Annotated in this window: 31 protein-coding genes; 2 read left to right on the forward strand and 29 right to left on the reverse strand. The window is 56.8% G+C overall.

All coding sequences use genetic code 11. The features are described 5' to 3' along the window. Positions 1 to 219: 219 nt before the first annotated feature. Positions 220 to 576, reverse strand: a complete 357-nt coding sequence (locus ACIPIN_RS01795; protein WP_401114419.1) for a YciI family protein — start codon at positions 574 to 576, stop codon at positions 220 to 222. A gap of 420 nt (positions 577 to 996) precedes the next feature. Between ACIPIN_RS01795 and ACIPIN_RS01800 the strand changes: the two genes are divergently transcribed. Then, entirely contained in the window at positions 997 to 1323 is a 327-nt protein-coding gene (locus ACIPIN_RS01800; protein ID WP_401114422.1) for a DUF2388 domain-containing protein, read from the forward strand. Positions 1324 to 1576: 253 nt separating this feature from the next. Here the strand turns inward: ACIPIN_RS01800 and ACIPIN_RS01805 are convergent, their stop codons facing one another. The 28 genes from ACIPIN_RS01805 to ACIPIN_RS01940 all read right to left on the reverse strand — a co-directional run bounded on the left by ACIPIN_RS01805 (position 1577) and on the right by ACIPIN_RS01940 (position 24126). Next, a complete protein-coding gene (locus ACIPIN_RS01805; protein WP_401114424.1) occupies positions 1577 to 2032 on the reverse strand; it encodes a carboxypeptidase regulatory-like domain-containing protein in 456 nt (151 codons plus the stop codon). A 635-nt stretch (positions 2033 to 2667) separates the two neighbouring features. Further along, entirely contained in the window at positions 2668 to 3477 is an 810-nt protein-coding gene (locus ACIPIN_RS01810; protein WP_401114426.1) for a hypothetical protein, read from the reverse strand. A gap of 92 nt (positions 3478 to 3569) precedes the next feature. After that, positions 3570 to 4298, reverse strand: a complete 729-nt coding sequence (locus ACIPIN_RS01815) for a TorF family putative porin (protein ID WP_401114429.1) — start codon at positions 4296 to 4298, stop codon at positions 3570 to 3572. An 87-nt stretch (positions 4299 to 4385) separates the two neighbouring features. Then, the gene (locus tag ACIPIN_RS01820; protein ID WP_401114432.1) at positions 4386 to 6059 is read right to left on the reverse strand and encodes a carboxylesterase/lipase family protein; all 1674 of its coding nucleotides are present in this window, start codon (positions 6057 to 6059) and stop codon (positions 4386 to 4388) included. A 344-nt stretch (positions 6060 to 6403) separates the two neighbouring features. After that, complete coding sequence (locus ACIPIN_RS01825) at positions 6404 to 6745, reverse strand: hypothetical protein (RefSeq protein WP_401114434.1); 342 nt, start codon at positions 6743 to 6745, stop codon at positions 6404 to 6406. A 90-nt stretch (positions 6746 to 6835) separates the two neighbouring features. Next, a complete protein-coding gene (locus ACIPIN_RS01830) occupies positions 6836 to 7186 on the reverse strand; it encodes a hypothetical protein (RefSeq protein ID WP_401114436.1) in 351 nt (116 codons plus the stop codon). A 13-nt stretch (positions 7187 to 7199) separates the two neighbouring features. Continuing rightward, on the reverse strand, positions 7200 to 8006 hold the full coding sequence (locus ACIPIN_RS01835; RefSeq protein ID WP_401114438.1) for a hypothetical protein: 807 nt from the start codon (positions 8004 to 8006) through the stop codon (positions 7200 to 7202). A gap of 73 nt (positions 8007 to 8079) precedes the next feature. Further along, the gene (locus ACIPIN_RS01840; protein ID WP_401114441.1) at positions 8080 to 8838 is read right to left on the reverse strand and encodes a C40 family peptidase; all 759 of its coding nucleotides are present in this window, start codon (positions 8836 to 8838) and stop codon (positions 8080 to 8082) included. 2 nt (positions 8839 to 8840) lie between these two features. Further along, a complete protein-coding gene (locus ACIPIN_RS01845) occupies positions 8841 to 9593 on the reverse strand; it encodes a phage minor tail protein L (protein ID WP_401114443.1) in 753 nt (250 codons plus the stop codon). Positions 9594 to 9604: 11 nt separating this feature from the next. Continuing rightward, positions 9605 to 9943 carry a phage tail protein gene (locus ACIPIN_RS01850; RefSeq protein ID WP_401114446.1) on the reverse strand — a complete coding sequence of 113 codons (339 nt, stop codon included), beginning with the start codon at positions 9941 to 9943 and terminating at the stop codon, positions 9605 to 9607. Between the two features lie 23 nt (positions 9944 to 9966). Further along, positions 9967 to 10254, reverse strand: coding sequence for a hypothetical protein (locus tag ACIPIN_RS01855; RefSeq protein WP_401114448.1), 288 nt, complete (start codon positions 10252 to 10254; stop codon positions 9967 to 9969). Further along, positions 10255 to 13491: a phage tail tape measure protein gene (locus ACIPIN_RS01860; RefSeq protein ID WP_401114450.1), complete on the reverse strand. Its 3237-nt coding sequence runs from the start codon at positions 13489 to 13491 to the stop codon at positions 10255 to 10257. It lies immediately after the preceding gene. Continuing rightward, positions 13488 to 13742, reverse strand: coding sequence for a DUF1799 domain-containing protein (locus ACIPIN_RS01865; protein WP_401114453.1), 255 nt, complete (start codon positions 13740 to 13742; stop codon positions 13488 to 13490). The genes ACIPIN_RS01860 and ACIPIN_RS01865 overlap by 4 nt, the downstream gene beginning before the upstream one ends. A gap of 62 nt (positions 13743 to 13804) precedes the next feature. Further along, positions 13805 to 14185, reverse strand: a complete 381-nt coding sequence (locus ACIPIN_RS01870) for a phage tail assembly chaperone (RefSeq protein WP_401114456.1) — start codon at positions 14183 to 14185, stop codon at positions 13805 to 13807. 3 nt (positions 14186 to 14188) lie between these two features. Next, a complete protein-coding gene (locus tag ACIPIN_RS01875) occupies positions 14189 to 14845 on the reverse strand; it encodes a phage tail protein (protein ID WP_401114458.1) in 657 nt (218 codons plus the stop codon). A gap of 70 nt (positions 14846 to 14915) precedes the next feature. Continuing rightward, on the reverse strand, positions 14916 to 15332 hold the full coding sequence (locus ACIPIN_RS01880) for a phage tail terminator-like protein (RefSeq protein ID WP_401114461.1): 417 nt from the start codon (positions 15330 to 15332) through the stop codon (positions 14916 to 14918). Next, positions 15329 to 15964, reverse strand: coding sequence for a hypothetical protein (locus ACIPIN_RS01885; RefSeq protein ID WP_401114714.1), 636 nt, complete (start codon positions 15962 to 15964; stop codon positions 15329 to 15331). The genes ACIPIN_RS01880 and ACIPIN_RS01885 overlap by 4 nt, the downstream gene beginning before the upstream one ends. A 17-nt stretch (positions 15965 to 15981) precedes the next feature. Beyond that, positions 15982 to 16350: a hypothetical protein gene (locus tag ACIPIN_RS01890; RefSeq protein WP_401114463.1), complete on the reverse strand. Its 369-nt coding sequence runs from the start codon at positions 16348 to 16350 to the stop codon at positions 15982 to 15984. Positions 16351 to 16394: 44 nt separating this feature from the next. Further along, entirely contained in the window at positions 16395 to 16583 is a 189-nt protein-coding gene (locus ACIPIN_RS01895; protein ID WP_401114466.1) for a hypothetical protein, read from the reverse strand. A gap of 40 nt (positions 16584 to 16623) precedes the next feature. Beyond that, positions 16624 to 17127, reverse strand: a complete 504-nt coding sequence (locus ACIPIN_RS01900) for a DnaT-like ssDNA-binding protein (protein WP_401114469.1) — start codon at positions 17125 to 17127, stop codon at positions 16624 to 16626. A 3-nt stretch (positions 17128 to 17130) separates the two neighbouring features. Beyond that, a complete protein-coding gene (locus ACIPIN_RS01905; protein ID WP_401114472.1) occupies positions 17131 to 17448 on the reverse strand; it encodes a hypothetical protein in 318 nt (105 codons plus the stop codon). 46 nt (positions 17449 to 17494) lie between these two features. Continuing rightward, positions 17495 to 18460, reverse strand: a complete 966-nt coding sequence (locus ACIPIN_RS01910) for a major capsid protein (protein WP_401114475.1) — start codon at positions 18458 to 18460, stop codon at positions 17495 to 17497. A gap of 12 nt (positions 18461 to 18472) precedes the next feature. Next, positions 18473 to 19201, reverse strand: coding sequence for a hypothetical protein (locus tag ACIPIN_RS01915; RefSeq protein WP_401114478.1), 729 nt, complete (start codon positions 19199 to 19201; stop codon positions 18473 to 18475). Between the two features lie 90 nt (positions 19202 to 19291). Beyond that, positions 19292 to 19606 (reverse strand): hypothetical protein, encoded by a 315-nt coding sequence (locus ACIPIN_RS01920; protein ID WP_401114481.1) that lies wholly within the window; start codon positions 19604 to 19606, stop codon positions 19292 to 19294. A 28-nt stretch (positions 19607 to 19634) separates the two neighbouring features. Continuing rightward, on the reverse strand, positions 19635 to 20726 hold the full coding sequence (locus ACIPIN_RS01925) for a phage minor head protein (RefSeq protein WP_401114484.1): 1092 nt from the start codon (positions 20724 to 20726) through the stop codon (positions 19635 to 19637). Beyond that, a complete protein-coding gene (locus ACIPIN_RS01930) occupies positions 20701 to 22116 on the reverse strand; it encodes a DUF4055 domain-containing protein (RefSeq protein ID WP_401114487.1) in 1416 nt (471 codons plus the stop codon). The genes ACIPIN_RS01925 and ACIPIN_RS01930 overlap by 26 nt, the downstream gene beginning before the upstream one ends. Beyond that, a complete protein-coding gene (locus ACIPIN_RS01935; protein ID WP_401114490.1) occupies positions 22113 to 23600 on the reverse strand; it encodes a terminase in 1488 nt (495 codons plus the stop codon). Before ACIPIN_RS01935 ends, ACIPIN_RS01930 begins: the two co-directional genes overlap by 4 nt. Position 23601: 1 nt before the next feature. Next, positions 23602 to 24126, reverse strand: coding sequence for a hypothetical protein (locus tag ACIPIN_RS01940; RefSeq protein ID WP_401114493.1), 525 nt, complete (start codon positions 24124 to 24126; stop codon positions 23602 to 23604). 282 nt (positions 24127 to 24408) lie between these two features. On the opposite strand from ACIPIN_RS01940, the gene ACIPIN_RS01945 reads away from it, so the two are divergent. Further along, the gene (locus tag ACIPIN_RS01945; RefSeq protein WP_401114495.1) at positions 24409 to 24738 is read left to right on the forward strand and encodes a hypothetical protein; all 330 of its coding nucleotides are present in this window, start codon (positions 24409 to 24411) and stop codon (positions 24736 to 24738) included. Positions 24739 to 24857: the final 119 nt, after the last annotated feature.

Raw genomic sequence — 24857 nt, forward strand, 5'->3', positions numbered from 1 at the left:
CGGAAACTAAAAAGCCCAGCACTAGACTGGGCTTTTTCACATCTGATCGGGTCAGCGCATCAGCTCCCCACCCTCATGCCATCTGATCAGTCATGCGCACTTGATGAGTATCGACTGCACCCGCTCCTCGGCAGGATACCGTGGAAACCGAAGCCGATTTTTTCAACAGCATCGGCCAGTAGCGGACGGTGGGCCGTGACCTCCGGTGTCAGATTCTTATCAAAAATCAGCCATCTCGTACAGCGGCCGAATTTCGATCTCGCTCGGTCCCGGCATGGGATTGGGGCAACGCTTCACCCAGGCGACCGCCTCGTCCATGTCCTTGACTTCCCAAAGCCAGAAGCCGGCGACCAGCTCGCGGGTCTCGGCGAAAGGTCCGTCGATGACCGTACGGCCGGGACCATCGAACGCAATACGCTTGCCCTGCGAGGAGGGCTTGAGGCCGTCGGCAACGAGCATGATGCCGGCATTGACCAGCTCCTCGTTATATCTGCCCATCGCCTCGAACATCTCGGTCGTGGGGAGAATGCCCTTTTCGCTGTCGTCGGTAGCCTTCACGAACACAATCACACGCATCGTCTGTCTCCTTGTTTGAGCTGGCCTCATCGGCCTGGCATCGGAACGACGAACGGGGTTCCGGAAATCGATATCGTACTGCAATATTTTTTCGACGGTTGAGACACAGGCACGAATGGCCGCTACCAGGTCATCGCGATGGCGCGATGACCGGTTGAATCCACAGTCGAAAGAAAACATTCGCCGAGTTACATGTAAGCACCGAGCAAGAGCGACCCCTCTCCCTGTTGCACCACCCCAGAAACGACAAAGCCCAGCACTAGACTGGGCTTTGTCGTATCTGGTTTATCAGTGAATCAGCCTCTCCCCCTCACGCCATCTGAGCCGGGATGCGCCACCGACAGGGAACTCCTAGCTGGCACTACGTATCAAAAAATATAGGGTAAGTCATTTTGACTTCATGTTTTCGGAGGACACGCCATGCGCCGCATATTCCTCATCCCTTTGCTAATGCTTTGTCTGCCCTTTGGTTCCGCCATTGCCCACAGGCCCGACATTGATGCGCGCGACGTTGCTACTTCGGCAGGGATTTCCGTGTCGTTGTATTCGACATTCAAGGACCACAAAATGGTCGCTTCCGCCCGCGATGACGCCTCCAGCTACGTGGCGAGTGGGGGTGCGATTCGAGGTGTCTATCTGGAGTCAGTGTTGAATCAGATTCGGCACGACCATCCAGACCTCAAGGCCAGCGACGAAGAGTTGGCCAATGCAATCCTCATTCAATATGAGGCACCCGCTGGTCACTAGAGGTATGGGCAAGTCAGTAGCGGGGCTTCGCTGGAAGTAATCCGGAAGGCATATCTGTGCCGATATGCGCACACCTGTCCGGAAGCTTTGGGTCGAAAAAAGCACTCGCCAAGCTGAACGAATCCCAGAACCAAAAATACCCGGCTCTAGACTGCAATGCTGCTCCACTTAAGTGAACAGCATTGCGCCTAGTGTCGGCTTCTTGTGGGTTGTAGCGTTTGAAGAAATACTAATGACTTTCAGGCATCAGCGATTATGTGGCATCGCTCCAGTGGAGATTCAGATCACGAACTGTCCCGCCTTGGAGCTCAATGGTGCCTCGTTGTTCGTGCCCATTGCGAGTTCCGACGATGACATATTTTCCGGGGGGCAACTGAACGTAAACGATAGGCCCAACCTGACTCAGCGTCAGCACTGAATGTCCCTGCATATTCTGAATCGCGACATCGACATCAGGGACGTATTTATTGCCCGGACCGGTGGAAAAGGTCATGTGCAGGCTGTATCCCTTGGCCTGCTGAATGGCTCGTGATTCGTCCAGACCAATACCACCCGACAGATAGGCAATACCGTTCTGCTGTTGTTGCTCAAGTTGCACTGCTGACGTGTCAATCGGCTCGCTGCTGGCAGCGTGCAATACCGCCGCAGGCAATCCCGACAGCGCAACCACAGCAGCTCCAGAAAACGCAAGTAAGCGAAAGGATCTCATGATGACGACTCCTGGGTCCTTACAGAACCCATGCATGGATGCCACCGCTGAGAGCCATATCATAAACCGGTGGCACTTCGATTTAAGTCACCCCCTTGTATTGTTGATCTCCCAGGCTCTAAAAAGTTTATATTTTGCTCATTGACTGTTTTGACACCGTTCGGTGTGAGGTCCTCACGAAACAACAAAGCCCAGCACTAGACTGGGCTTTTTCACGTCTGAGCGGGTCAGTGGATCAGCTCCTCCCCCTCACTCCATCTGATCAGGCATACGCACTTGATGAGTATCGACTACATCCGGTCCTTGGCAGGATGTCGATTCTAACTGTCTATATTCGGCCTATTGTGTTGAAAAAGTCGACCCGGCCTGGCTAGCCATGCATTGAGCGGCGAAAACGCTTTTTTGCGCGCTGCTACGTCAAATCTGAGCCCTGAACCTTCTGCGCAAAACACAGATTTCAATCTCAGATGCGCACTTTTCTGCCGTGGAAACCGAAGCCGACTTTTTCAACAGAATCGGTCGATTTCGGTCAGTCGCGACCGGCAAAAATCGGCCAAAAGCGGTCAGTCGTTGCGACAGTCTCGGCTAATGCAGAAATGCTGGTCCGCTTGACCGCCTCAACTGCAACCTCAGAATCAACCGCTGTCCCACTGGCCGCTCCTCGCCAAGCAATTCACTGTGTGTAACGAAATGCTCGACAGCGATTTGCGCGACCCAAAATAATGGCTCAACGCTCTGTACCCATGAGCGTCATCGTAGAAACCTGCGAAGTGAATGGCCTCCCCGGTGCCTTGGGATAACCAGTCTTCCGTGGCTTCGCATACATAGCACACCATGCCGTGCAGCTGCCTCCAGGCCTTGTACTTGGACAGTGTCATCCCTGCCTGCTGCTTGAACAGCTGCCGCAGGTGATCGGGAGAAAGATTGGCAATTCGGCTCAATGGCTTCAGGCTTAGACGCCCTTCAGTATCGCTGGCGATGGTGCTGGCAACCCGTAGCAAGCGTTCATCGACACGGAAAGGCGACTGCATCCCTCTGATCTCCGTTTGACAATTTTCCATCCAAGCGACCACCGCAGATCGTGGGATATTCCCAGAACACAGGTTGTCAAAGAGCAGATCATTCCAAGGTAGTTTTCCGGGAATTGACCACTGCGCCATTACCTGCTCCCCCAGTGATCGTTGGATGCCCATCCCTTCTGCGCTGAGGGGATCGAAGTAGATGATCACCAGACCATCTCCGGCTGCGGAACTCCACCGGCCACTCGCATGCAGTAGTCCGGCCGAATCGATCAGCCGGCCATCATCCATCTCGCAGCGCAGGAAGGTGCCCGGGCGACTGAGGATCAGGCTGGGTGCCACCATTTCCGAGCGATCGAAGCCGCCCGGTCCGGCATACATCATCCAGCCCTCGCTCACATAGACGCACTGTGTCTCGCCGTGCATGGAAATCGCTCGATATCATCTTGGCGAAGCCAAGCATTTTGTTGGGGCCCAGCGACAGACCGGTGACGACAGAACCATCGCTGGGGATTGACTCAGAAGGACTTGCTGACACCTATCAGTACATTCGCACTGCAAAGGTCATCGTACCCCGTTAATGATTGACACTCGGTTCGAGAGAGATCCGTACCCACCAGGCCTGCGCTCCAGGTAAGGCCAGCGTAGTCGCGGTAAAGCCGCACCTCCCATTCGTCGTAGCGCGATCTGCCCTTGCCACTGCTGGACTGGATGATGTCATCTTTGTAATCCATCAGCCCGTAGCGCAGGTTCAGGTGGGTCTTTTCGTTCAGAGGCAGTTCGTAAGCGACATAGCTGTAGAGATTGCTCTGATTCCCGAGCAGGTCGTCCGAGTACGCGGCGGTCAGCTCCAGACCATGGAATTTGAGTCTGCCGTAGGTGGCAGTCTGGTTGAACAGACTGTCCTTGGGATAGACGTACTTGATGTAGCCCAGATCGAAGGACAGATCGTCGCTCAAAGGTACGTACCAGCCCGCATAGAAGTCCTGCTCAAACCGGGTTTGGGTGCCCTCACCGAAGTCGACGGACGAGCCCCATACGCCGGCATAGAGCCCGAACGGGGTGGACAAGGTGGCTCCAGCCTGGGCAGCCGGATCCCCCAAGGTTTGCGAGATACCCTTCGAGCGGTAGTCGTTGATGGCGGTCAACTCCAGGCTCAGGTCATAGCCATTTCCCAGGGGAAGCGCCGAAGCGCGCAGAGCGACCAGGCTCAAGAGAACAACAATCACCGCATTGGCTGCCTTCATCAGCAATCCTCTATTCTTATTTTTGTGAGGCGAACTCCCCCGCCGACTGAGCGATCCGCAGGGTTGTGGTTTGAATGGAAAGATCCGTCAGAGCCCGTCAGGAAAAAGTCCGAACGGCCAATTCGCCCAAGCTTGGCGACGGGATGCATCGGGGTCGACTTTGATCCCGGACGTGGTGCTCCAGAGCATGGTCTGGCGAGAGCTGGAGTCGTATCGGGGCCAGTGCGGCACCGTTTTACCGTTTGGATTGCCCGTGCGGGCAAAGTTAGTCCAGGCGTCCATCATCTGGCTGGCGAGCAATTGCTCCTCCTGACGCCGGGCGTGGCCGAGCTTTCCACCACCAGGCACCCAATCTAGATCTAGGGTGCCGAAGACGAAAGGCAACTCCAGCGCATGGGTTGCCCCCAAGTCCGGCTGGCCGGACTCCAGGAAACCCAGCGGAACCTTCCACTGGAACCGGTACAGGTAGGTATTGGGGTTGTGAGCAGCCTGCATCTCTGCCAGCCGGGTCATCGGCTGGATCATCACAAAATCGTCGTTTTGTGCCTGGCGAATCAACGACTGATCCCGCGTCTTCAGACTTTCGGCATAGAGCGCATCCAGGCTTGCGGGCGCAAGCGCCTGATCGAGGTGGCTACGTAGCTCGTCCGGGATTATAGGGGCAGCAGGCCCCAGGTCGGTCTGCTCCGTGAAGGGGTTGCGCTGCTTGCTGTCATACAGGCTCCAGTAGTTCATCTCGTTCTGGTTGGCACCGACCATGAGGTCGATACCTTTCGCATGCCCGGCCGGGATGAGCTGGTTGGGGTTGCCGACGACCAGTTGCCCGTCCCGGTACGGCGCGAACAGGCTGTCGCCGTGCTCGGTATTGAGCGTTGCCGCTGTCTGCTGGTTCAGTAACTCCAGCGCAGATGCCTTGAGCAACTGCGCCAGCGTTTTAAGTTTCCCCGAGTTGCCAATCAGTGCCGCAGCGGAAAAGGCAAAGTCACGGGTATGAATCAGGTTCACCCCACCACTCTGCGCGATGGCCCGGTGGAACAGGCTTTCAGGATTGGCCGTCGCTAGCAGCGCGGTGATGGAGATGCTGCCCGCCGATTCACCGAACACCGTGATGTTATCGGGGTCGCCACCGAAAGCCTGGGCGTTGCGCTTCACCCACTCGAGCGCGGCAATCTGGTCACGCAGACCGTTGTTACCACTGCCCATATAGCTCGGATCGAGCTTGCCCAGCTCCATAAAGCCAAACAGGCCGACACGATAGTTCAATGCCACAACCACCACATCACGCCTGGACAAGTGCTGCCCTGTATAGAAGTCGGACGATCCATTCCCTACTATGAAGGCGCCACCGGGGATGAACACCATAATAGGTCGTTTCTTGCCATCTACGGCCGGCGTCCAGACGTTCAGGTGCAGGCAGTCCTCATTCTCGTAGACCTCCAACGTTTCGCCGGAGACCGCGTCGGTGTGAGCACTGGGCTCATAAGGGTAGCGCTCCAGCGGATCCTTGACCTGCGGGCAGGTGGAACGAAAGCGCGTCGCCTCCAGAGTGCCCTGCCACTTCTCGACAGGTTGTGGCGGGCGGAAACGCAAGGTACCAATCGGCGGTGCGGCATAGGGGATTCCCTTGAATGCTAGCCCCGCCCCCTCGCGAATCCCCTGGACGATTCCCCCATCGGTCACCGTGCAGAGAGCGCAAGGCTCGGCGGCCAATAGACTGCCGCTACCCAGCAGACTTGCCGCGACCACGGCAAGTGCTGCCATTGATCTTTTTATTGTCATACCGCCTCCGGTTCAAATTGATGAACCGAAGGATGTGATGAGCGTGAATGCGCGTCTTGTACGAAACGGGGATTGAACCTCGGTAGGTTGCAGCAAGCCATATGGTGGGGTGGAGCTTGCATTTACCTCTAAGTAAGTCGACTGGCCGCAAAGGGTCGAAAAAGGTCATTCACCAGGATGCACGAAAGCATCGTGCAGTGATGACACCTCAGCCTGTACGAATCCCAGAAACTACAAAGCCCAGCGCTAGACTGGGCTTTTTCATGTCAAAGAGTCGGAAGCCTTAGGCTGCCGCGGCTTTCAGCCGATCCTGCTACAGAAGCGGTCTACCGCTGATCAATCTCGATCTTCTGGGTTGGATCGGCACTGTATTTTTGGCGCTTCAGCTGCGGATCATTCGAGGCTAGACAAAAGAAGAAAATCTCCGCTTCACCACAGCCGCCTTGCAAAGCACATTCACTCGCCTGCATATGGTCGAGGAGGATCTCCCTTCCCTGGGACAAACAAAACGCGTTTGCCTCCTTCAGAGCCTGCCCTTTCGCGGAGGCCGGGCCGCCGAAGGGAACGCGCGTTGAAATCGTGTAGGTGTCCGGCCCTACCTTTATCGGGCCGCTATCAGTACAGCCAGAAAGCAGCGCCACCGCCAAAGCCCCTACAAACAATTTCATGTCGTTCCCTCATTGAGATATGGCGAGCAATGTAGCATTGAGCGTCAAAAACGAAGAAATCACTATCAGGACAAATCTTCGTCGAGAGACTCAGGCGTGAATGCTTGCCGTAATCCTTCTCAAGTCATTAACTAGTCTCTTGCTGGTAGCAAGGTGGAATCGGGCCTCGGACGCATTCAAGTCAGAATCGATCTCGTAATCAGCCATCGCTCGTAATTGCTTTTGCTTTCGAATGCTCTTTCCGATAGAGACAAGCCCTTTAGTCGCACAAGTAAAACGACGTATAAGCTTCTCGTGCGCCGTTTTTACTTCCTCGTCACCTGGAAGAGACAGGGCCGACGCAGCCAATAAGGCCTCATGATAAAGAGCATAATAACTTCTACTGATGCATGCGCGGTTACTCGCTTCATCACTGCTTTCAATAAGAGCATCTGCAAGCATCAGCAACTCATCGCTACACACCGACATAATAACCATCCGCAGCCAAAATATTTGCGCCTAACTCATAGGGCGCTAAACCAATCGACAATACCTCATCAATCTCCTCATCAAACTCATTGAGCAAAGCTTCGTCGATAGCCATATCAATTTCGACCAGCCTTTCAGTACTGCCCTTTACAACGAATCGATACAGTATTCCTTCATCATGCATTGCAAACAAATCGTAGGCAATGAACGGGTGAGTTGACATGGATTTTATGACCCTTGCAGCAGTGGCAATTCTACGCACTACCTGGTCGTCATTGGCACCAATCTGGTCCATGATTTCTGCAGCGCGAATGACCTGAGTACTCACCTCGCCTTTTTGCTTTCCTGAGCGAATATAAAGATCTCTTGCCTTCTGAAGTAAGCCCGTATGAACACAGCTATCGGCCAACCCTGACAGTCCTGCGTTTTCCGCATCAGAAATGTCTGAGCGCAAGATCTCATCCTTTGACATTTCAATTTCTCCACAAATGTAAAGTGCGTGAGCGGTAGAAATAGATACCGCAAGCTTATCAAGCCCGGCTCGCTGAGCATCTTTGAATAGGTGTAATGAATTATCCGTTTTCATCTGGTAAGCAAAAAGATAGGCCTGTTCGTGCAATGCAATTGAGGCAACAGTAAATTCAACGCCAGGATCGATGAGCAAGTTATCAATCCGATTAAATAAGCGCCGTATCTCAAGCTCATCAACAAAGTGCGTCTCTGCAATCTTGTGCCAAAGACGTAGCCGGTCTTCCGACAGCTTATTTATCGCCAACCCTGGCTCAGGCAACATGGTTTAGCCTCGCGCAAATGTGATCAGGGTATTGGGCTTCACTTGCTGAGTCGATACTGTTTAGACATACACATCAAGCTTGTCTCGATTTATGACGAAGTATCAGACGCGTTCGGTCCAGCCATGGGCCGCCGAAAACGATGATCTCGCTCGGCCTGCCGTACAGGTGGTGCAATAGGAACGGACCAGGTCCGAAAGTGACGGCATCCTCGCCAGATAGCGCCGGATCAGCGCCGAGGAAAATCCCGGCGTGGTTCGGGTGAACCGTCCGCCCTACTTCCATCACGACCATGTCGCCGCGCTGCGGCTGATCGACCCGGCAAAACCCGGCCGCCTCATAGTTAGCCTCGTACAGACTGGCGCTGTCATTGCTTTCCCACCAGCCATCGGCGCGCTTGAAGGCTTCGAACTCAAGCCCCCATTCGCGCTTGTACCAGTCCGCGCAGACCTGCCAGCAGTCCCAGGCGCCATGCACGAAAGGTCGATTGAGCAGCGGCGTGCTGCCGGTCGGTGTGAGGCTGCGCAAATCTGCCTCGGGCCAACTCAGAATGTGCCAGGGCAAACCGGTCGCCTCACACATGGCCAGGTCATGCGGTGACGGTCGGCTGGTGGCATCTGGGTGCGAGTGAACAATGCCAATCACCTCTCCCAGGTCTTCCGCCGCGGCGTAGTCCTCCGGATCAAGCCGGAACTCTTCGTTCGGCTCGGTCGCGATATTGCGGCACGGGAAATACTGCTGCTTCCGCCCGATCGCCAGCAGAAGGCCGCAGCACTCTTTCGGGTACTCGGCAGCCGCGTGCGCCTGTATCGTGCTCAGGATGTGCTTACGCATGGTCAGCTCCGAGCGATCAGGGAAACAGCGGGGAAACCGCCGTGACTCAGTGGTTGGTTTTCACCGAAACGCAACTTGCAGGACTTCAGTCCACCCTTGCATTGATCCTTGCTCGGGTCATCCGTGGGGTTGTCCTCGTCGTCGAACATGGCGCTGCTGGTGTGGCCGCAGTCCGGACCGCGATAACCGCCAGTCATTGCCCAGTGGCAAAAGGTCGTCATCTGCCGGCCGGGTAGCCCGTGGTTATCGATCTCGCCTGGCGAGGACAGCTCCCATTGCACGACTTCGCCGTCTTCACCGGTCTTCTGGTCGATGTACCAGATTTCCAGTGCTTCCTGCGTCGGGTCGGCGGTCGGGTTGCCCTCAGGAAAGTTCGCCGCATCCAGGTACTGGGCCAGCGTCTCGCGAACCGTCAGCTGGAACTTCAGCAGATCCTCGAACGCTAAGCACAGCGCGGTGATCCGACCGTTAATGTTGCCTGCGCTGAAAGTTGGGCGAGTGGCGGTGCCATTGCTGTCCGCACCAATGCCTTCGATCTGCACCGGCCAGGCCGCGTACTCGTTGCCTTGCCACCAAATCGATTTCGCCGGCAGCTCATCCGGCGAACCGGCATAGGCCAGGAGTTCTTCCGGTGAGTGCGGGATTGCGTGAGCATGGAAGCGCAGTACGTCGGCGCCGTACTCGGTGCCGTCGATTTCAAACAGCCGCACTTCCCCGCCGGGCTCCAGTTTCTGGATGTCCGTGATTAATGCCATCAGGGTTTCCCTTAAGGGTGAAAGGTTTGCTCGAAGGTGGCGGTCAGCGCGTACACCGAACCGCCCTTATGGGTTGGCTTGTAGCCGTTGCATTTGTAGAGCCCAAGCTCGCCGAGCGGCGGCGTCCAGAGAAACGCTTTTGCGCCCTGGTGGCGATCGAGGAAGGTTATGATCTCCTTGATCCGCGCTTTCCCACCGGTATGACTGATCGGCCAGGACTGCATCTTGTTGTTGATGCCGTCCGAAACCGTTTGGCCATAGCCATCGCCAAACTGTTTGGTCCGGGTCCGCTGGCTGATCTCGCCAGCAGCACCCTTCTCGATCGGCCAGGTGAAGGTTTCAAGAGCCATGAGCCGCCCCAGCTGCCAGTCCTTTACTTACTCCAAAATCGCCCACCTGGTCGCAACTCTTCAACTGTAAAATCTGAAACGCTCTCAATAAACTCAATCTCCATTCTTTCCATTGCATCTCGCAAATCCTCGACGCTCTCAAAATCAGGATGGGTGGTCGCCGCAAAGCGACCTACGGCAGATGCATAGGCCTTTGCTCTTGCTCTTATCTCAGCAGCGCTGCAATCGGCCGGTAAATTCCCGAGAAAAAATTTAACGATCGCTTGATTTACAGCATTAAAAAGGTCTTGGTTCTCGTATTTAAACTTCAATTAAGCTCTTCCGTTGATGGCGTTCCATATGCTTCCGCCAGGCCGCAAGCCTTTCCGGATGGCAGACTCGGCTTCACCTTTAACGGCCTCCTGAATTCCCTTGCCTAAGGCGGCAGGGTCCGTAGCGCCTGGCCCGGTTGCAGTGCTGTTACCGGACGCATCGACCGTAACACTGATAGGGAAATTGTAAACGCCTCCACCTCCCGAGCCACCCATTGCAGCAATGCCCGGTCCACCACCGGACGTTAGCGGTGTAACGCTACCGCCCTCGGCACCGGTCATCAGGTAGGACCTGCCGCCCTGACTGAACAGCTCCGGCCCTTTCTCGTTCACTTCGTACAGGGTGTTGGGATCGACGCCGCCCCCTGAGGCACGGCCACCACCGAAGTTCACCGAGGCGGAGCTCGCATCAAACTGACTGCCGAAGCTCTGTGCGCCAGCCTCTGCACCGCCGGCCGTTGCAGCACCTGTTGCGCCGGTACCGCTACCAGTGAAGTAACTGATGCCAGCGCCGACCAGGCTACTCAGCAACGCCGAGCTCGCCTGTCGTGTCGCAATCCGCGCCATGTCCGCCAGAATCGACTTGGTGAAATCGGCGAACGACAACTTCCCGGTCATGGCGAAATTGACGACCGCGTCTTCCATCGAGCTGAAGGCGTTGCCGAACAGGCTCTTGGTCTGGCCAGCGACGTTCTGCGCCGAATCCAAGTAGTTGGCCCAGGCCGATGTCGCGCCCTTCGTCCAGTCACCCTGCGCCGCTTCGACATCCGCATAGTTCTGCCGGATCTGATCGGTAGCCGCCTTGTTCGCGTCTGCGAGGGCTTGAGATTTGCGGGTGAGCTCTTCGTCGGACATGTCGCGCGACGGGTCGGATTTCTGATTTGCAAGTTCCAGCGACTGCTGAGCGAACCGGTCTTGCTGGCTATTCAGCTCACCACTGAGCGCGTTCTGCCGATCACCCTGGCCAACTCCGATAACAGCCCGCCGCCCGGCCAGCTCCAACGCTTTCTGTTGCTGATTTAGCGCTTGAGCGTACGAAGTGATCGCGCGCTCTTGCTTGGCCAGTCGGCCGGTTTCGCTTGTGGCGAGCACTTCAAGCTGGCTATCAGCATCCTTCTGCGCCTTGACCATCGCTGTTCGTGCGTCGGCAATCTTCTGGTCCAACTGGATGCGTTGAGCAGCTGAGGTGCTGGCCTTGCCTTTGACGGCCTCCAGCGCCGCAATCTCGGCTTCGTAGGCTGCCGTGACCTCATCCCGTTCGTTGCCGATCAGGCCGTCACGCTTTTGCACGTACTCAGCCTGGGAGATGAGACCAGCTTTCTGCGCGGCCTCCAGCTGCTTTTGGGCGTTGCTGTATTCGGCCACAATCGAGGCGAGCTGATTTTTGGCGTCGTTGAAGCCGGTGAGATCGACACTGCCCGCTGCGGCTTTTGAGTCCTTGAACTTGTCGTTGATGTTCGCGATGTTTTTATCGACGACGGTCTGATCAAGGCGCTTATCTTTCGGGTCAGTCTTGCGGATATCATCAAGCTGTCGACGATATTCCTTCAGTGCATCTGTGCGCTTCTGCTCATTCGTCCAAGAGGATTTGGTGAGTGAGTCGATCTTGATCATTGCATTCTGAGATGCGAGCTGAGCCTTCGCCTGCTCCCCATCAAATTTGGCGATGTCGGCAGCAGCGGCTTTCTGGTCCTCGAGCATGTTGAGTTGGCTGCTGTAGAACTCAACCATCTCTTTTTGATTTTGAAATGCACCGATATTGCCTGATTGAGCCCCGACCAGGTTTTTACGCGCCCGATCGATATCGGCATCGATATCCTGCCGTCCAAGGTTCTTCAGATTGTCAGCTGCTCGGGCAACAGCGTTGTAGCCCTTCTCCCAAAAGCTCAAATTCTCAAGGATCTTGGGCGTGCGCTCATTGATCGCATCTGCATACTGCTCAGTCGCCAGCTTCACCGCGCCCGCGTGGTCGCCCTGCTCTTCCAGTGCAGCAATCTGTGAGTAAACCGAGGCTGTCAGATAGTGGTACTGCTCGTTCAGTGCTGCGGATGCCTTGACGGGGTCATCCGCCAACTTCGTGAATTCGCCAATCGTTTCACTGATCGCTTTACCGGTTGCTTCCTGCATAGACACGGCGGCCTGCGTGATGCCGGCGAAGCTTTCGCCTGCGATCTTGCCATTCCCTGCCAGTGCCGCGAGCGCTTCGGCGGCCTGGCCAGTGGTACCCACGCTTGCGCTAATTTGACGCGCCATATCAGCAAGCTGCCCAGCGCTTAAACCTGCCGAATTACCGGTGACGATCATGCCCTTGCTGTAAGCATCCTGCTCTTCGCTGCCCATGTGATAGGCGTAAGCCAGCCCGCCCACCGCAGCGGTGGCCAGCGCCAAAGGAGCGAGAATGGCTAGCAAGCCAGCCGCGGACGCGCCAGCACCCGCGCCCAATTGAGCCACTGCGCGCGCGCCACTGCCCCAGTCGCCAGAAGACAACGCATTGCCAAGCTGAACGACGTTCTCTTGCGCCTGGCGGGTGCCAAGCTTCAGTTTGTCGAATGCTCCGGTCGCGCCGGTGACACCAGCCCGGTCCTTGCCGACCTTAGCCAGGGCCGCGTTATAGCTTTCGACATCGATAGCACCGCGGCGAAAAGCCTCATGCGCGGCTTTTTCCTGCGCCTCCAGCTTAGCCAGCTTTGCGGTGACCGGATCAATGCTGTTGACCGTGCGCTTTAGCGCCTCGTTCTGCTTGTTCTCAGCGTCGATCAGCCGTTGTTTCTGTGCTGCCTCCTTGGCTGCTGCCTTTTCTAGGCGCTCATGCGAAGCGAAGATTTTGTTTTCATACTCAAGCTCGGCCTCAGCAGTAACCAGCCCCTTTGCACGAGCCTTATTCAACAGATCGCCGGCAGCGACCAGCGAGGAGTAACTGTCGCCGCTGCGCTCCATCGCAGCATTCAGGTTGCGGATGACGCCCATTTCAGAGAAGGCACTGTCGACTACCTTGCGACTGGCACCGGCCTGCCGCTCCCGGGCACTGGTGGACTTTTCGATGCCTTGCGCGATCTCAGTCTCGGCCTGAACGATCTTCTTGCCAGTATCAGCCAGCCCGACGCCAGTCTTGCCGAGGTCGTCGATCGCCTTCTCTGCGCCCTCTGCCGCATCGACCAGCTTGTCCAGGTCGTCAGCAGCTTTGACGGCGTCCGACGACTCTACTGCGATGCCGATCGATGCGAAGGTGGTGCTCATTTACTGTCCCTCTGTTCCGCCATCACCTGCAGGGCTTCAGCTTCCATGTGACGGATATCGCTGAAGATGCGTTGCCGCTCACCGAGAGGCACGCCACACATTCGAATCACGTTGGGCAGAACGCCGTAGTCCAACCCCGTTGCGCCGCACGCGCCTGTACGCCACTGAGTGCTCATGGCCTCGAAGACCTGGAATGACGACCAGACATCCGGCCAGACTTCACAGTCCTGCCCAGTCAGGTCGCCGACCATGAAGCCGAAGGTCTTCAGCTCTTCAGCCGAAGGCCCTTGCTCGTAGAGGGCGCGCGCGACGCTTAGGAGTTTCCCAAGCGGGACTGGTTGAAGGCCTCGGAGTACGCAGCCAACACCGCGCTGGGCGTCGAGACGATCGAGCTGACCAGGATGCGAATGTTCTCGTCGGTGAACTTCTCGTCGAAGTCCCAGCTGACGACCACCGCCTTGATCTGCTCGACCTGAATGTCGATCTGCGCTGCCGTGAACTCTTCGAGACCCATCTCCTCGACTTTCAGGCCCAACGTCTTGTTACGCTCACCCCATTCGGTATACAGCGTCGCGAGTTCAGTCCGGTCTCGATACTTGAACTCGAACGGCACCTTCATCGGATCGCCGCCGACTCGTGGGATCATCACGTCAGCCTTGAACGTAGGGTTTTGAATCAGCTTGAACTTGGCCATGGGTTACGCCACCGCAGTCAGGTAACGGGTTGGCTCCGCCTGCAGTGCCAGGTTGACGGTGCGGGTCAGCAGGTTGTTGCGCGATACTGCCGGCTGCTTGGAGAACGAGGTGTAGGTGCCATAGAACAGCGTGTCGTTGCCTGGCAGATTGAGGCGTGCAGCCTGCACTTGCTTGCCCGCGTCGGCAGCCAGCAACACGGCGTTGAAGGCCTGGGCCGGGTCATCGGCGATGGTCAGCACCATGCTAGCGGCAGATTTGTCGGTCGGGATCTGTTTGCCTTGGTCGTCTTCCAGGAACACCACGTCAAGATAGTTTTGCTCGCCGCCCGAGAACGCGACGTCGTTAACTTGCGGGATCTGTACCCAAGTCAAAATCTTTTTCATGGTCCCAGTGCCGCCACCGGCCGGATAAACCTGAGTATCAGTGGTATCGATGGACTCGAAAGTGACCGCGATCGCAGTAGCTGCCTTGACCCGGGCTACCTTGTTGTTCAGGCGGCTCCAGCCGGAAGTAAGTAGCACAATGTCACCAGCAGCAAGAGTGCCGCCAGCTACCGTAGCTACTGCTTCGGAGGCATTGGAAAGCGCAGTGAATGCGAGCGCGGTGGCATAGGTGGCAGCGTGCTGAACGGTGCCGCCATTGGGTAATTTGAACGCCATTTGAGTTGTCCTCTTTTCAGAAATAACAAAACCCGCACAAGGCGGGTTCTGGGTTTGCCCAACGGGCGAATTAGTTGGTATCAGCGCGGTACTGAAACGACGCGGCAACGGTGTAAGTGGTGTTGTCTGGAATACCGGGGCTTGGCTCCACCGGCGTCAGCACGATGACTTCGAAGTCACCGCGGTTGAGGCGAAGGTAGAGCGGGTATAGCTCGGCGATCTCGTCCACCAAGTCTTCAGCCATACCCGGACCAGAACCCGATGGCGTCACGATGCTCACCTGAAACACACCGGTATAAACACGGTGGTCACCGCCAAGCGTGTTGCTGCCTGTACTGGCCGGAATGGCGAAAGCCTTGACGTAGGTTTCATCATCTTCCGGCTCGAAGACGACACCTTCAGAGTCGATCCGCAGCGGTGGTTTGCGAGCTGTAGCCCAGTCGCTCAGGCGCCTCTCAAATAGCTGTCGAATTATTGTGTGGCTCATACCTGGTTGTTCCTGATGGCGTCATCGACGATCTTTTGGAAGCGGGTCAAGGTCACTCGAACCATGCCGCCGGGCGCCTGCTTGGAGTGTCCATACTCGAGCGGTATTCCGTAAGCCAGGTTGTTCACGATGTACGCCGTCTGCCCAATGGTCAGTGCCTGCACCTGGGCGCGCAGTACCGCGATCGTCACGTTGCCTGATGGGTCGATCTGATCCAGCACGCCCTCGGCCGGGGTATCGATTGAGAACTGCCAGTTGCCGCGAAAGCGCCCGCCGACGTACCCCTTGCCGGCGACCAGCCCATTCACATTGAAGTTCTGATCGCGCTCGGTCTTGGTCAGAGGCTTCGCGTACTTCACACCACGCTTGAGTTTTCCGGCCTTGGTGAAGTTGCTGTCGGTCAGGTTGATGACCGTGTTGCGCACGGCCACCTTGAAGTCGTAGTCGTCGGCCGCTCGAGTGTTCGCTTGGCGATGCGCAACGTTGGCCGCCCAGATTTCAGGGTTGCCTACCGGTGACATGCGAATAACGCTGCTGCCGATTTCAATGACGATCTCGCGGAATGTCGCGTCGATGCCCGCCTTCGCCTGCTCGGCAAACTGCCGGATGTTCTCGGCGAAGCTGCCATTCATGCCGGCATATCGATTGCTCACGACCGCACCTGCAGCTCGTACAGGATCGGCGTGCCGGCCGGGTTGATCTCTTTCAGTGGTGGGACAATGGTCCAGGTTCGACCTTGGGCAACGACCTTGCTCAGCAATGTCGGCGTCGAGGTCAGCCCGCTTGCCGCAATCTTCAGTTTCTTGTCGCCGACCTTGATCAAGGAGTTGGTCTGAAACTCTTGCCCGGTGAAGTCGAGCATGATGCCTTGGGCTGTACGCTCAACGACGGAGTCAGGCCGCGTTTTGCTGGTACTCGGGTCGTATGCACCTTTGATGATGTCCCGGATAGTCACCGGCTGGCCGAACTCTGTAATCATCTCCAGAGCCATCACGGCCAATTCGTCGTAGAAGGCCATGGGGGCTCCAGATGTGAAAAACCCAGCTCGATGGCCGGGCTTATTTATGTGCGGACACGACGCTCTTCAATCATCTTGTCCGCAAAATGGGCCGCTTCCTTGAAAACGTTATCCCACTGTTTTTCCGAGCTATTTTCTGTCAGATCTGTTTGCGCTTTCGCAAGAGGAAGTGCTGCAGCGAAATACTGATCCCATGCTGCAGCCTCAGCAGCGTTAAAGAATACGATGCTCATAGTTTCCACGCTCCAACAGAAGAAGGAGCCTCACGCTAACTCACGCCCGAACGGCAAACAACCCGCGCTGCTGCAAGTAGTCAGCAAACTGAGTAGCGCTCGGCCGATCTGGTGCAGCTGGCAGCAGTCGGTTGCTGGTATTGGGTATTGCCGCGTACTGCCGTGTCACCGCCCCTTCGACGCGATCCAGCAGCACCGCGCCCTTGCGCTTCTCCACCGGGTCAATATCATCGGTATGGATCTCGGCAGCCAGCGCCATATGGCCATATTGGATGCGCGCCGGCAGGTAGTTGTGTGGCTTGTTCTCGCCATCCAAATGCACCTCCCTGCGCGGCCAGGCCAGAGCCTGGTCACTGCTGGACTTTCGCCCCTTCCAGGTCATGCCATCCATCGCCAAGGCCGCCCGGCGCAGCAGCGCCTCTTGCGCAATCTCTTCCGTCGGAATGACCACGCCAAACTTACTCGCGTACATGACCAAGTCCGCGGCGCTTGCATAGCTTTCGGCGTCTGGCTTGCTGGTGCCATCCTCGACGATCAGAGTCATGAGTTAGCTCGCTGGAATGAGTTTGATGATTTCGGACTTGGGAGCCTTGAGATCATAGTCGATGCCTTGCGCCGTCAACCACTCACGCAGGGCGGCGACGCCCATCTTCGACGGATCGGTTTCCACCTCTCCTTGAGCAGCAGGCAACTCGGAGACGATGACTTCGACACCCAGCGCCTCATAAGCGTCAACAATGGCTGGGTGATCACCAACGACAACAACCTTTGTCACTCCGCTTTCAACGGAGCGAAACAGATCGGCATTACGGTAGCGCTTGTTCGGGTCGAAGCCGTCCAGCTGATTGGTGTAGATGAGTTCCATAACGCTCTCCAGAGCGGCCATTTCTGACCGCTGCTTGATGTGTGGGTTAGCCGCCAGTAACTGGTGGTGTAGCAGTCAGCTTGATCATCACGCCGGCGGTGACCTTGTCGCTGCCGGCATGTTTGACCCAGTTGGCTGGGGAGCCCACAGCAGACAGCGTCGGGTTGGAGCCACCGGTGTCAGCCTTCCAGCTGTAACCCAGCACATCGATGTTCACGGTCCCTTCAGCGCGGTAGCCAAGGCTGAGGTTTTCTTCATCGTTCACGTCGTAGGAGCGGAAGCCCGGCGCCTGAGACTCAGTGATTGCCACGGCATTCGGCAGCAGACCAAAGATCACATCCGCCGGCGCGGTGTCAGTCACCAACACTGGTTTGCCGAGAGTGCCCGGCAGACCGCCGTAAATCACCACTCCCGCCTCTTCGTAGATCTTGTTGGTGATGGCCTCATCGACAATGTCGAAGTAAGCACTCGAGTGCATGACCCAGAGAGAGATGCGACCGAACTTGTCGCCGAATTTACGCATGCCGCGCGTCAGCGTCTTTTTGCCATCGGTTTCGATGTTGGCCGAAACCACCATGCCTGGGTTCGAGCCGATCGCGGCGCGCAGTGCAGCGGTGGCGTACTGGATGAAGCCTTCCAGAGTTGCGTCAGCCACATCGGCACCGACAATCTGGGAGAACTCTTCTACCGGACGGCCGCGGCGCTTGAAGGCCTCTTCGGTGGTTTGGTACGGGCCGTACTTCCAGGGAGCTTTTACGCCAACGGCTTCGCCGGCGGTGATCTTCTTCGCAACGACCTTGCCTTCAGAGTTGACGTCGCGATGCTCCAGGGAGCCGTTCAGCTTGTAGAGCGCACGCTTGCGGAAGTCACCCTCGATCAGCTCGTTGTCGAGCACCATCGCGCCGTTGGACGATGCGTTGAAGATGTCCAGGTTGTCCTGAACGCGCTCCAGATATGCGGTTTGCGCCTCATCGTTGTAGATGATCAGGTCGCTGTTTACGGTTGTAGCCATGGGTCAATCCCCTTACTTGGGCAATTGCAGATATGCGGTTTGGCCGTGCTTGCGCTGATAGTCGCGCTTCTGCTCGGAGGTCATTTCGGAGCGTTTGAATGCAGCCTGGCCGCCACCCCCGCCCGGGGCATTTGTTCCTGAAGCCCTTGGCCACAGGTGAGGTGCGCTTTCGCGCAGAGATTCCGCCCATTCGAGCGGGGTCAGAGGGGTTTTGCCGTCTTTGCCGAGGATGGCCTGGCCTTCCTTGTCGACTGCGACAGCATCGCCCTCTTCGTTCAGCGTGAACTGCCCTCTGGCACGAAGGATCAGATCGTCTGTCGCTTCAGGCAGCGCACCGGCCTTGATTGCAGCGGCGCGAATCGAGTCGCCGAGTACCTTGTCTCGGAACTTGTTGGCGAACGCTTCGGACTTTTCTGCCCGAGTTCTCTCACCGGCCAACTGCTTTTCGAACTCACCACGCAGGCGTTCAGTGCGCTTGCCAAATACTTCGTCGATCTTGCCCTCGGTCAGCAGCTTGGTTTCTTCGTCCTGGCCGGCTTTGGCCAGCAGCCCTTTGACGGCATCAATGTCGATACCTTCGAACTGGGTCTCGAACTGACTCAGCTTGCCGGTCGTATCTTTGAGCTTGCCTAGCAGCTCGGTGTTCTTGGTTTTCAGCCCAGAAACAGAGGTTTCAACGGCAGTCGCGATAGCGGCCTTGATTGCCGGGTTTTCCAGGTCGATTTCGTTTTCTTCTGCCACTTGATGCACCCCTTGGGTATGGTTCGCCCGCTTTGCAGGCATAAAAAAACCCCGCCGAAGCGAGGTTTTGTTTTCGAAAATAGTTTTTAGTTAATGCCGAATCTTAATCTGGAGTTCCCTCAAGCGATCACTCGTGTAAGGGCGATATTTGTAGGTCTCATTGACGACCGATGTAACCGGTCCGGCTCTGGCCGCATCCTCAAGCCAGTTGTACGCAAGAACAAGATCAATAATACAACTCAAATCGGCGTCTAAAAGCCTGCCGGCTTGATGTGCTCTTTCTGTCAGCTGATGAATCGCAATGCGACTCTCGTAAATGGATTGAGAATCTCGCTTGATATCGAGCGCAGATCTGAAATTGCGCACTATGAGTTTGATTTCGTCTGCCGTTAAATTGGAAAGCATATCAGCCACTCCTTGGCGATTAATGCTCTCAACTTAGCAGGTCCGCCCGCTCGAACGCCAGCGGCTCCAGCGCTTTCATCTGCACCAGGGTCAGTGGCGAGAAGTTTCGATCAAGCTGTAGCTCAGCGAACCGTTCCAGGCTCAAACCGCCCTCCCGAAACAGCTTCGCCCGTTTCGGGCCAATGGCTGCATCCTGAAAGGAGGCCGGCTGCTGCTGTAGCCAGTGGTAATAGTCGAGACTGGCACTGACCTGCTGCGGCCCATCGTCACCGACAGAAGCCCGCGTAGCGCCTTTGGCGAATATCTCGCTCAGCTTGGTCAGGAAGATGAAAGTGGTGCGGCAGTTCGGATGAAACGGAGGCCTCGGCCCAGAGTGGACCGGGAACCGCCGCTTATCCATCGATCGGCAGGTCTGGCTGGTCTTGCTGTCCAGGGTGGCGACCATTTCGATCTCGGTCACCACATCGGTGTTGGCCTTGGCCACCTCCATCCGTGCCTGTGACGACACATGCTGAATCGCGGTGTGCACCACCGCACTAGCGTTGCGGTTGGTCGTGGCCAGAATGCCATCTTTGTAGCCGGCAGCCTTGGTGCCACGAATGTTGCGTATGATCTGGAAGTTCGTCTGCCCTTCGAAAAAACCCTGCCGGATGGTACCGGTGACGCGCTCGCGCTCTGCCGTGGTCCAACCCTTGATGAAGGCCTTCAGCAGCTTGCCGCCACCGGTGCCGCGCACGCTGAGCGGATTCGTCAGCACCGCCGTCCGTATCGCGGAGACCGTCGGCATCGCCACATCGAACGACACACCGACCGGTACCGACCTTGTGAGACTCGTTGCTTCGAATTCGGCCTCGTAGTTGGCGATATCGATCAGATCGAGATTCAACTGCGCGCTGTAGCGGTCGAAGATGCCCAACAATAGGCTGTCGACTTCCTTCAGCAGCGACTCAAGCCGCTTGACGTTGTACTCGGTCAGATCGGACTGGGTAAGCCGGTCCCGGATCGAGCGGTCAATCTCCTTGAGGAACGGTGCGAACTTTCCGACCTCGCCCGCCTTCAGCTGCTCGAGGAATACCGCATGCCGGATCGTGGCATCAAGGATTGCCTGGTTGGCCGCCACTGTTCACCCCCACGTCGTCCAGGCCGAGGCCGTCAGTCTGTTCCAGTAGCTCGCCGTCGATCTGCAGGTCTGTGCGCTCCGGAGCAATCAGCCCCAGTTTGCGCAGGTAAGCGCGCAGATCCGCTTTCGCAAAGCCGCCGTTCTGCCAGAGACCGACCAGTGCCGTGATCATCTGCGGATCAGCCGTCAGCTCAACGAACTCCTGATTGACCTGGTACGCGACCTTGCCGGTGACGCCCATGTATTCGCAGCACCACACGATCGCTCGGGTGTAGGCCTCGCTGACGTTCGCTACGCAGCCGGCCAGCACCGATGTCGACGCTGATTGATCACCGCGGGACTCGGTAGCCGTCTTGGTTGCCAGAGACGCGACGACCATCCGGGCGCCCAGCTCGATCATCATCTGGTTCTTGTCGGCCATCGCCTCTTTAACCAAGGTGTTCGGCAGTGGCTGCGCGTAGCCGAAAACTCCGTTGACCGGAAGCAGCATTGGCGCCCGGGAACCGACATAGACACCTTTTTCCTCCAACAACTTCACCCATGATTCAGTCAAGCCGGAAATCCAGGGCTGAGCCTGGCCACACCAGAAGACGCTGTCTTCATAGTCCGCGCTGTTGCGGTAGTGTCCTAGGTTGATCATGGCGATGTCGTAGAGCGGCGACTCGTCGATTGTTGGGTCGTTGTTCTGCGCGCCGACAAATGTGAATGGAATCTCTTTTAGTCGGCCTTTCGCGCCGGTCGGGAAATGCTCCTCCACAACAGCAAGCGGGCCGCCATTCTCCGGTCCGGATCGGCGCCAAACTCGGCAGACGAAACCTTCAGTTTCCAATGTCAGTTCGCGGTACTGCTCGATCGTCTTGAAACCGAATCCGTCTTCGACTTCTGGAGTCTCACGGAGCACGACCAGAGTCAGAACGTTGTGACCATTCACCATGCCCGTGCGCCAGTTGATGATGTCCTCGGCACAGTACGACAGGATCACCGAATGGCCGCCAGCACCTTCGTCTTGGTGGTAGTCGACGTACAGGCCATGCCGACCAGCCTCAAGCACCTTTTCAAGCGTGCCTTGCGAGTGTTGATAAATGCTCACGCCGGAGCCGTTGGCATTGTCCTGCAAGTACTCCAGCTTCTTCGGCACGGTGAGCGTTGGGTCTTTGTGGAATGCCAGGCCGAGCAATCCATTTCGAGTGTGGCCGGTGGCGTTCTTGAACACCGCACGCTCGCGGTATGCTTTGTTTCGGTCGGCATTCTCCGGCGACTTGTCGTGTGCGTTGATGTACGGAAGCCGCGACACGACCCGGTGCTGACCGGCGCAGACATCACGCACAGTCGCCCAGCGGTCCAGCACTTCCGTGTAGTCCGCCCGCTTGAAGGAGACGTCGTTGCTCATCGGGCGTATCCCATTTTGATAGATGTGGCCGGCTTCCTGGCGCTCTTCGCTACAGCGAAGTACCGGAATCCGTCGGAGCCGTGAGAGGTCCAGTCGTGAAGCGGTCTGTCTTTCCAGCAGCCGCGTTTGTCGTCCCATTCCTTGCGGTAGTTCTCCAGGCAACCGATACCCTGTTCGCACTTCGACTCATCGAACACACAGAGCGGAAGAATCTCCCGCACAGCCTCGATGCCGTCATTGATGCCGATCTTTGGAACCACCTGGAAGGTCATGCAGTATTTCTGTCCGTCAATTTCGTAGCCCTCTTGGGCCAGTTCGCGACGGGTCTTGGCATCGCTGCCGAACTCGCGGTTATCAATGTCGTGCGGCCCCCAGTGCTCGGAGTAGGTGTAACCCTTGTCCTTGAGCACCTTCATGTAGTGCCGCAGGCCTTCGCCCGAGTTTTCGTAGTAGTCGATGACGTGGTACTCGGTGCCGATCTGGCGCACGAACCAGATGGCCGTGGAGTCGCCGACGCCGATGTCCCAGAACGTCATCACCGGCTGGTGGCTGTTGTCCGGGATCGCGCCAATGCGCTGTTGGGTATAAAGCTTGGTGAGCTGCTGGGCGTAATAGGCGCCCTCTACCGATTGCTGGAAGGCCTCGACCGGTATCGACGGGTATTCCCGCTTCATGTCGTCGCCGAGTGTCTTCTCCTTCGCTGCGTACCAAGCGCGCTGACCGTCGTTCGTGACGATCCCGTGCTTGGCCTCCAACTCGTTGAAGTAGTCGGTCAGGCGTTGCGGTATGACCACATTGGTCGGGTCGAGCCAGTAGGCTTTGTTCTTCCACCAACTGAAGAAAAAGAACTTCCAGTCCAGTAGGCCCAGGGGCACGCCGGCGAGCTGCTGGCGCTCAGCACCCTGGCTGTAATCGAAGAAGTACCCGGCTCGCCCCTCTGCCGTCGACTCGATGGTGACGAAGCAGTCGGTGGCCACCGCCTCAAAGGCACCAGTGACAATCTCGCGGGCCTTGTGCGGGAACTTCGCGCAGATCTTCCCGAACTCGGACACGTGCAGGTAGCGCAGCGTGCCGCCTCGGAATGAGGTGCTGACGTAGAGCGAACCGCCCTTCTTGAACACCAGCTCGCCGGCGGCGTCGTTCTTGGCCGGGTTTGCCATTCGAACTTCAGACGGCAGGTTGTCGTAGGCGTATTTCACCTTTTCCCGGAACAAGCGCTTTGCATCGGTCAGGGTGTGGGCGATCAGTGCGCACTTCGCCGACTCAAACAGCGCAGCGTCGAGCTGGATGATGCAGCACTCGGTGGTGAAGCCGAGCTGGCGAGCCTTGAGGATGATGTTGCGAGTATGCATCCCCTCGAAGTACTCGATCTGCTCGTCCGTCATCCGGAAGCGGACCTTCTTGCCCTGCTTATCGGTGATGAAATAGAGATTGTTGAGTCGGAAGCGCTTATCCCTGAGCAGCTTCATGTGCTCGGGCTTCATGTCAGGCTTCCTTAGATAATTCGTCCATCAGTGCGGCCAGGTCGTCGACTGTCTTGTCGCCTGTCTCTGTGTCGAGGTTGTAGGCCTGACGCTCGCCCCTGATGACTTTGAGCTGAGCGTCGACGCCGGCGTTCAAGGACCGGGCGAAGTCGCCAATGTTTTCCTTGTTCACGTCCATGTCGGAGAGCGCATCGCAAAGCTTGTTCGCAATTCCGCGCCACTGAGCGAGATCCGTGCGGTGAGCCAACACTACTGAGGCAGCCTCGTCGGAGGCCTCATCGATAATTTGTTCGTCTTCACGCACTTCGCGATGCGTGACGTCAGTGCGTGAAACTGTGCGTGAAAGCTTGCCGTTGGTGGCTGCTCGCACCTGATCAGTCAGGTCGCGCTGCCATCCGTGCTTCTTGGCCCTGCTGCGAATTGTGCCTTCGCTTGAGCCGTATTTGTCGGCGATGCCACGCAGAGAAAGCAATCCAGCCCGGTAGGCGCGTTCGATTGCCTCCCAGTCGGGTTGCTTGGTTGTCATATGCCTTCTCTCGTGAATTTGGCTTCGACCAATATTCGCGCCAATGATTAGATTCCTTGCCTATACTCAATTCTCTGAAAAGTATTCAGGAAGGAGGCATATATGGGCTGGGAGAATCTAGATGGAGACGGTGCTTTACAGGAACATATAATGGATTATCTTGGGACGCGCGACCGGTTGACTATGCGACGCACAGATTCTAGCTCTCGGCATGATTCACAAGGGTCTATAAGTGCCAGAATGAGACCCATTGTGGCGAGGCTAGGTACGAGGGCACTGCAGATGAATGCCGAAGTTACCGCCTATGATCTTGTCACCGGCCCAGTGATAGCTGTGCAAAATCATCCCAGCAGACTTACTTATCTCACAGTTGCTGATGCTCTCGATACAAGCCTAGCTAACCTTGAAAATGAGAGACTGCAAGCATCGCTTCTACTCCAAACCTTACTTGGCCCGGCTGTATTAACGCCATCACTTCAGGGCTTGAGAATTCAGTTGCAAGGAATCTCTAATGGAGTGGGATTACAAAGAACTGCGGTACAAGCCAGGAGAGCCGCTGTTGCAGCTGCAGTTGCAGCTCCCGCTGAGAATGATCCAATGTTGCTTCTCTAGCTCATTTACAAAAACGTACTTGGAAGCTGGTTAGGTTCCTGAGCGCTCCCGCTTCGACTCGTGTCTTTTGTTATCTACATGTCGCGACACAATTTGATAATTCTCGAAACGTATCGCGA

Source organism: Pseudomonas sp. NPDC087697 (assembly GCF_044743155.1).
GTDB lineage: Bacteria > Pseudomonadota > Gammaproteobacteria > Pseudomonadales > Pseudomonadaceae > Aquipseudomonas.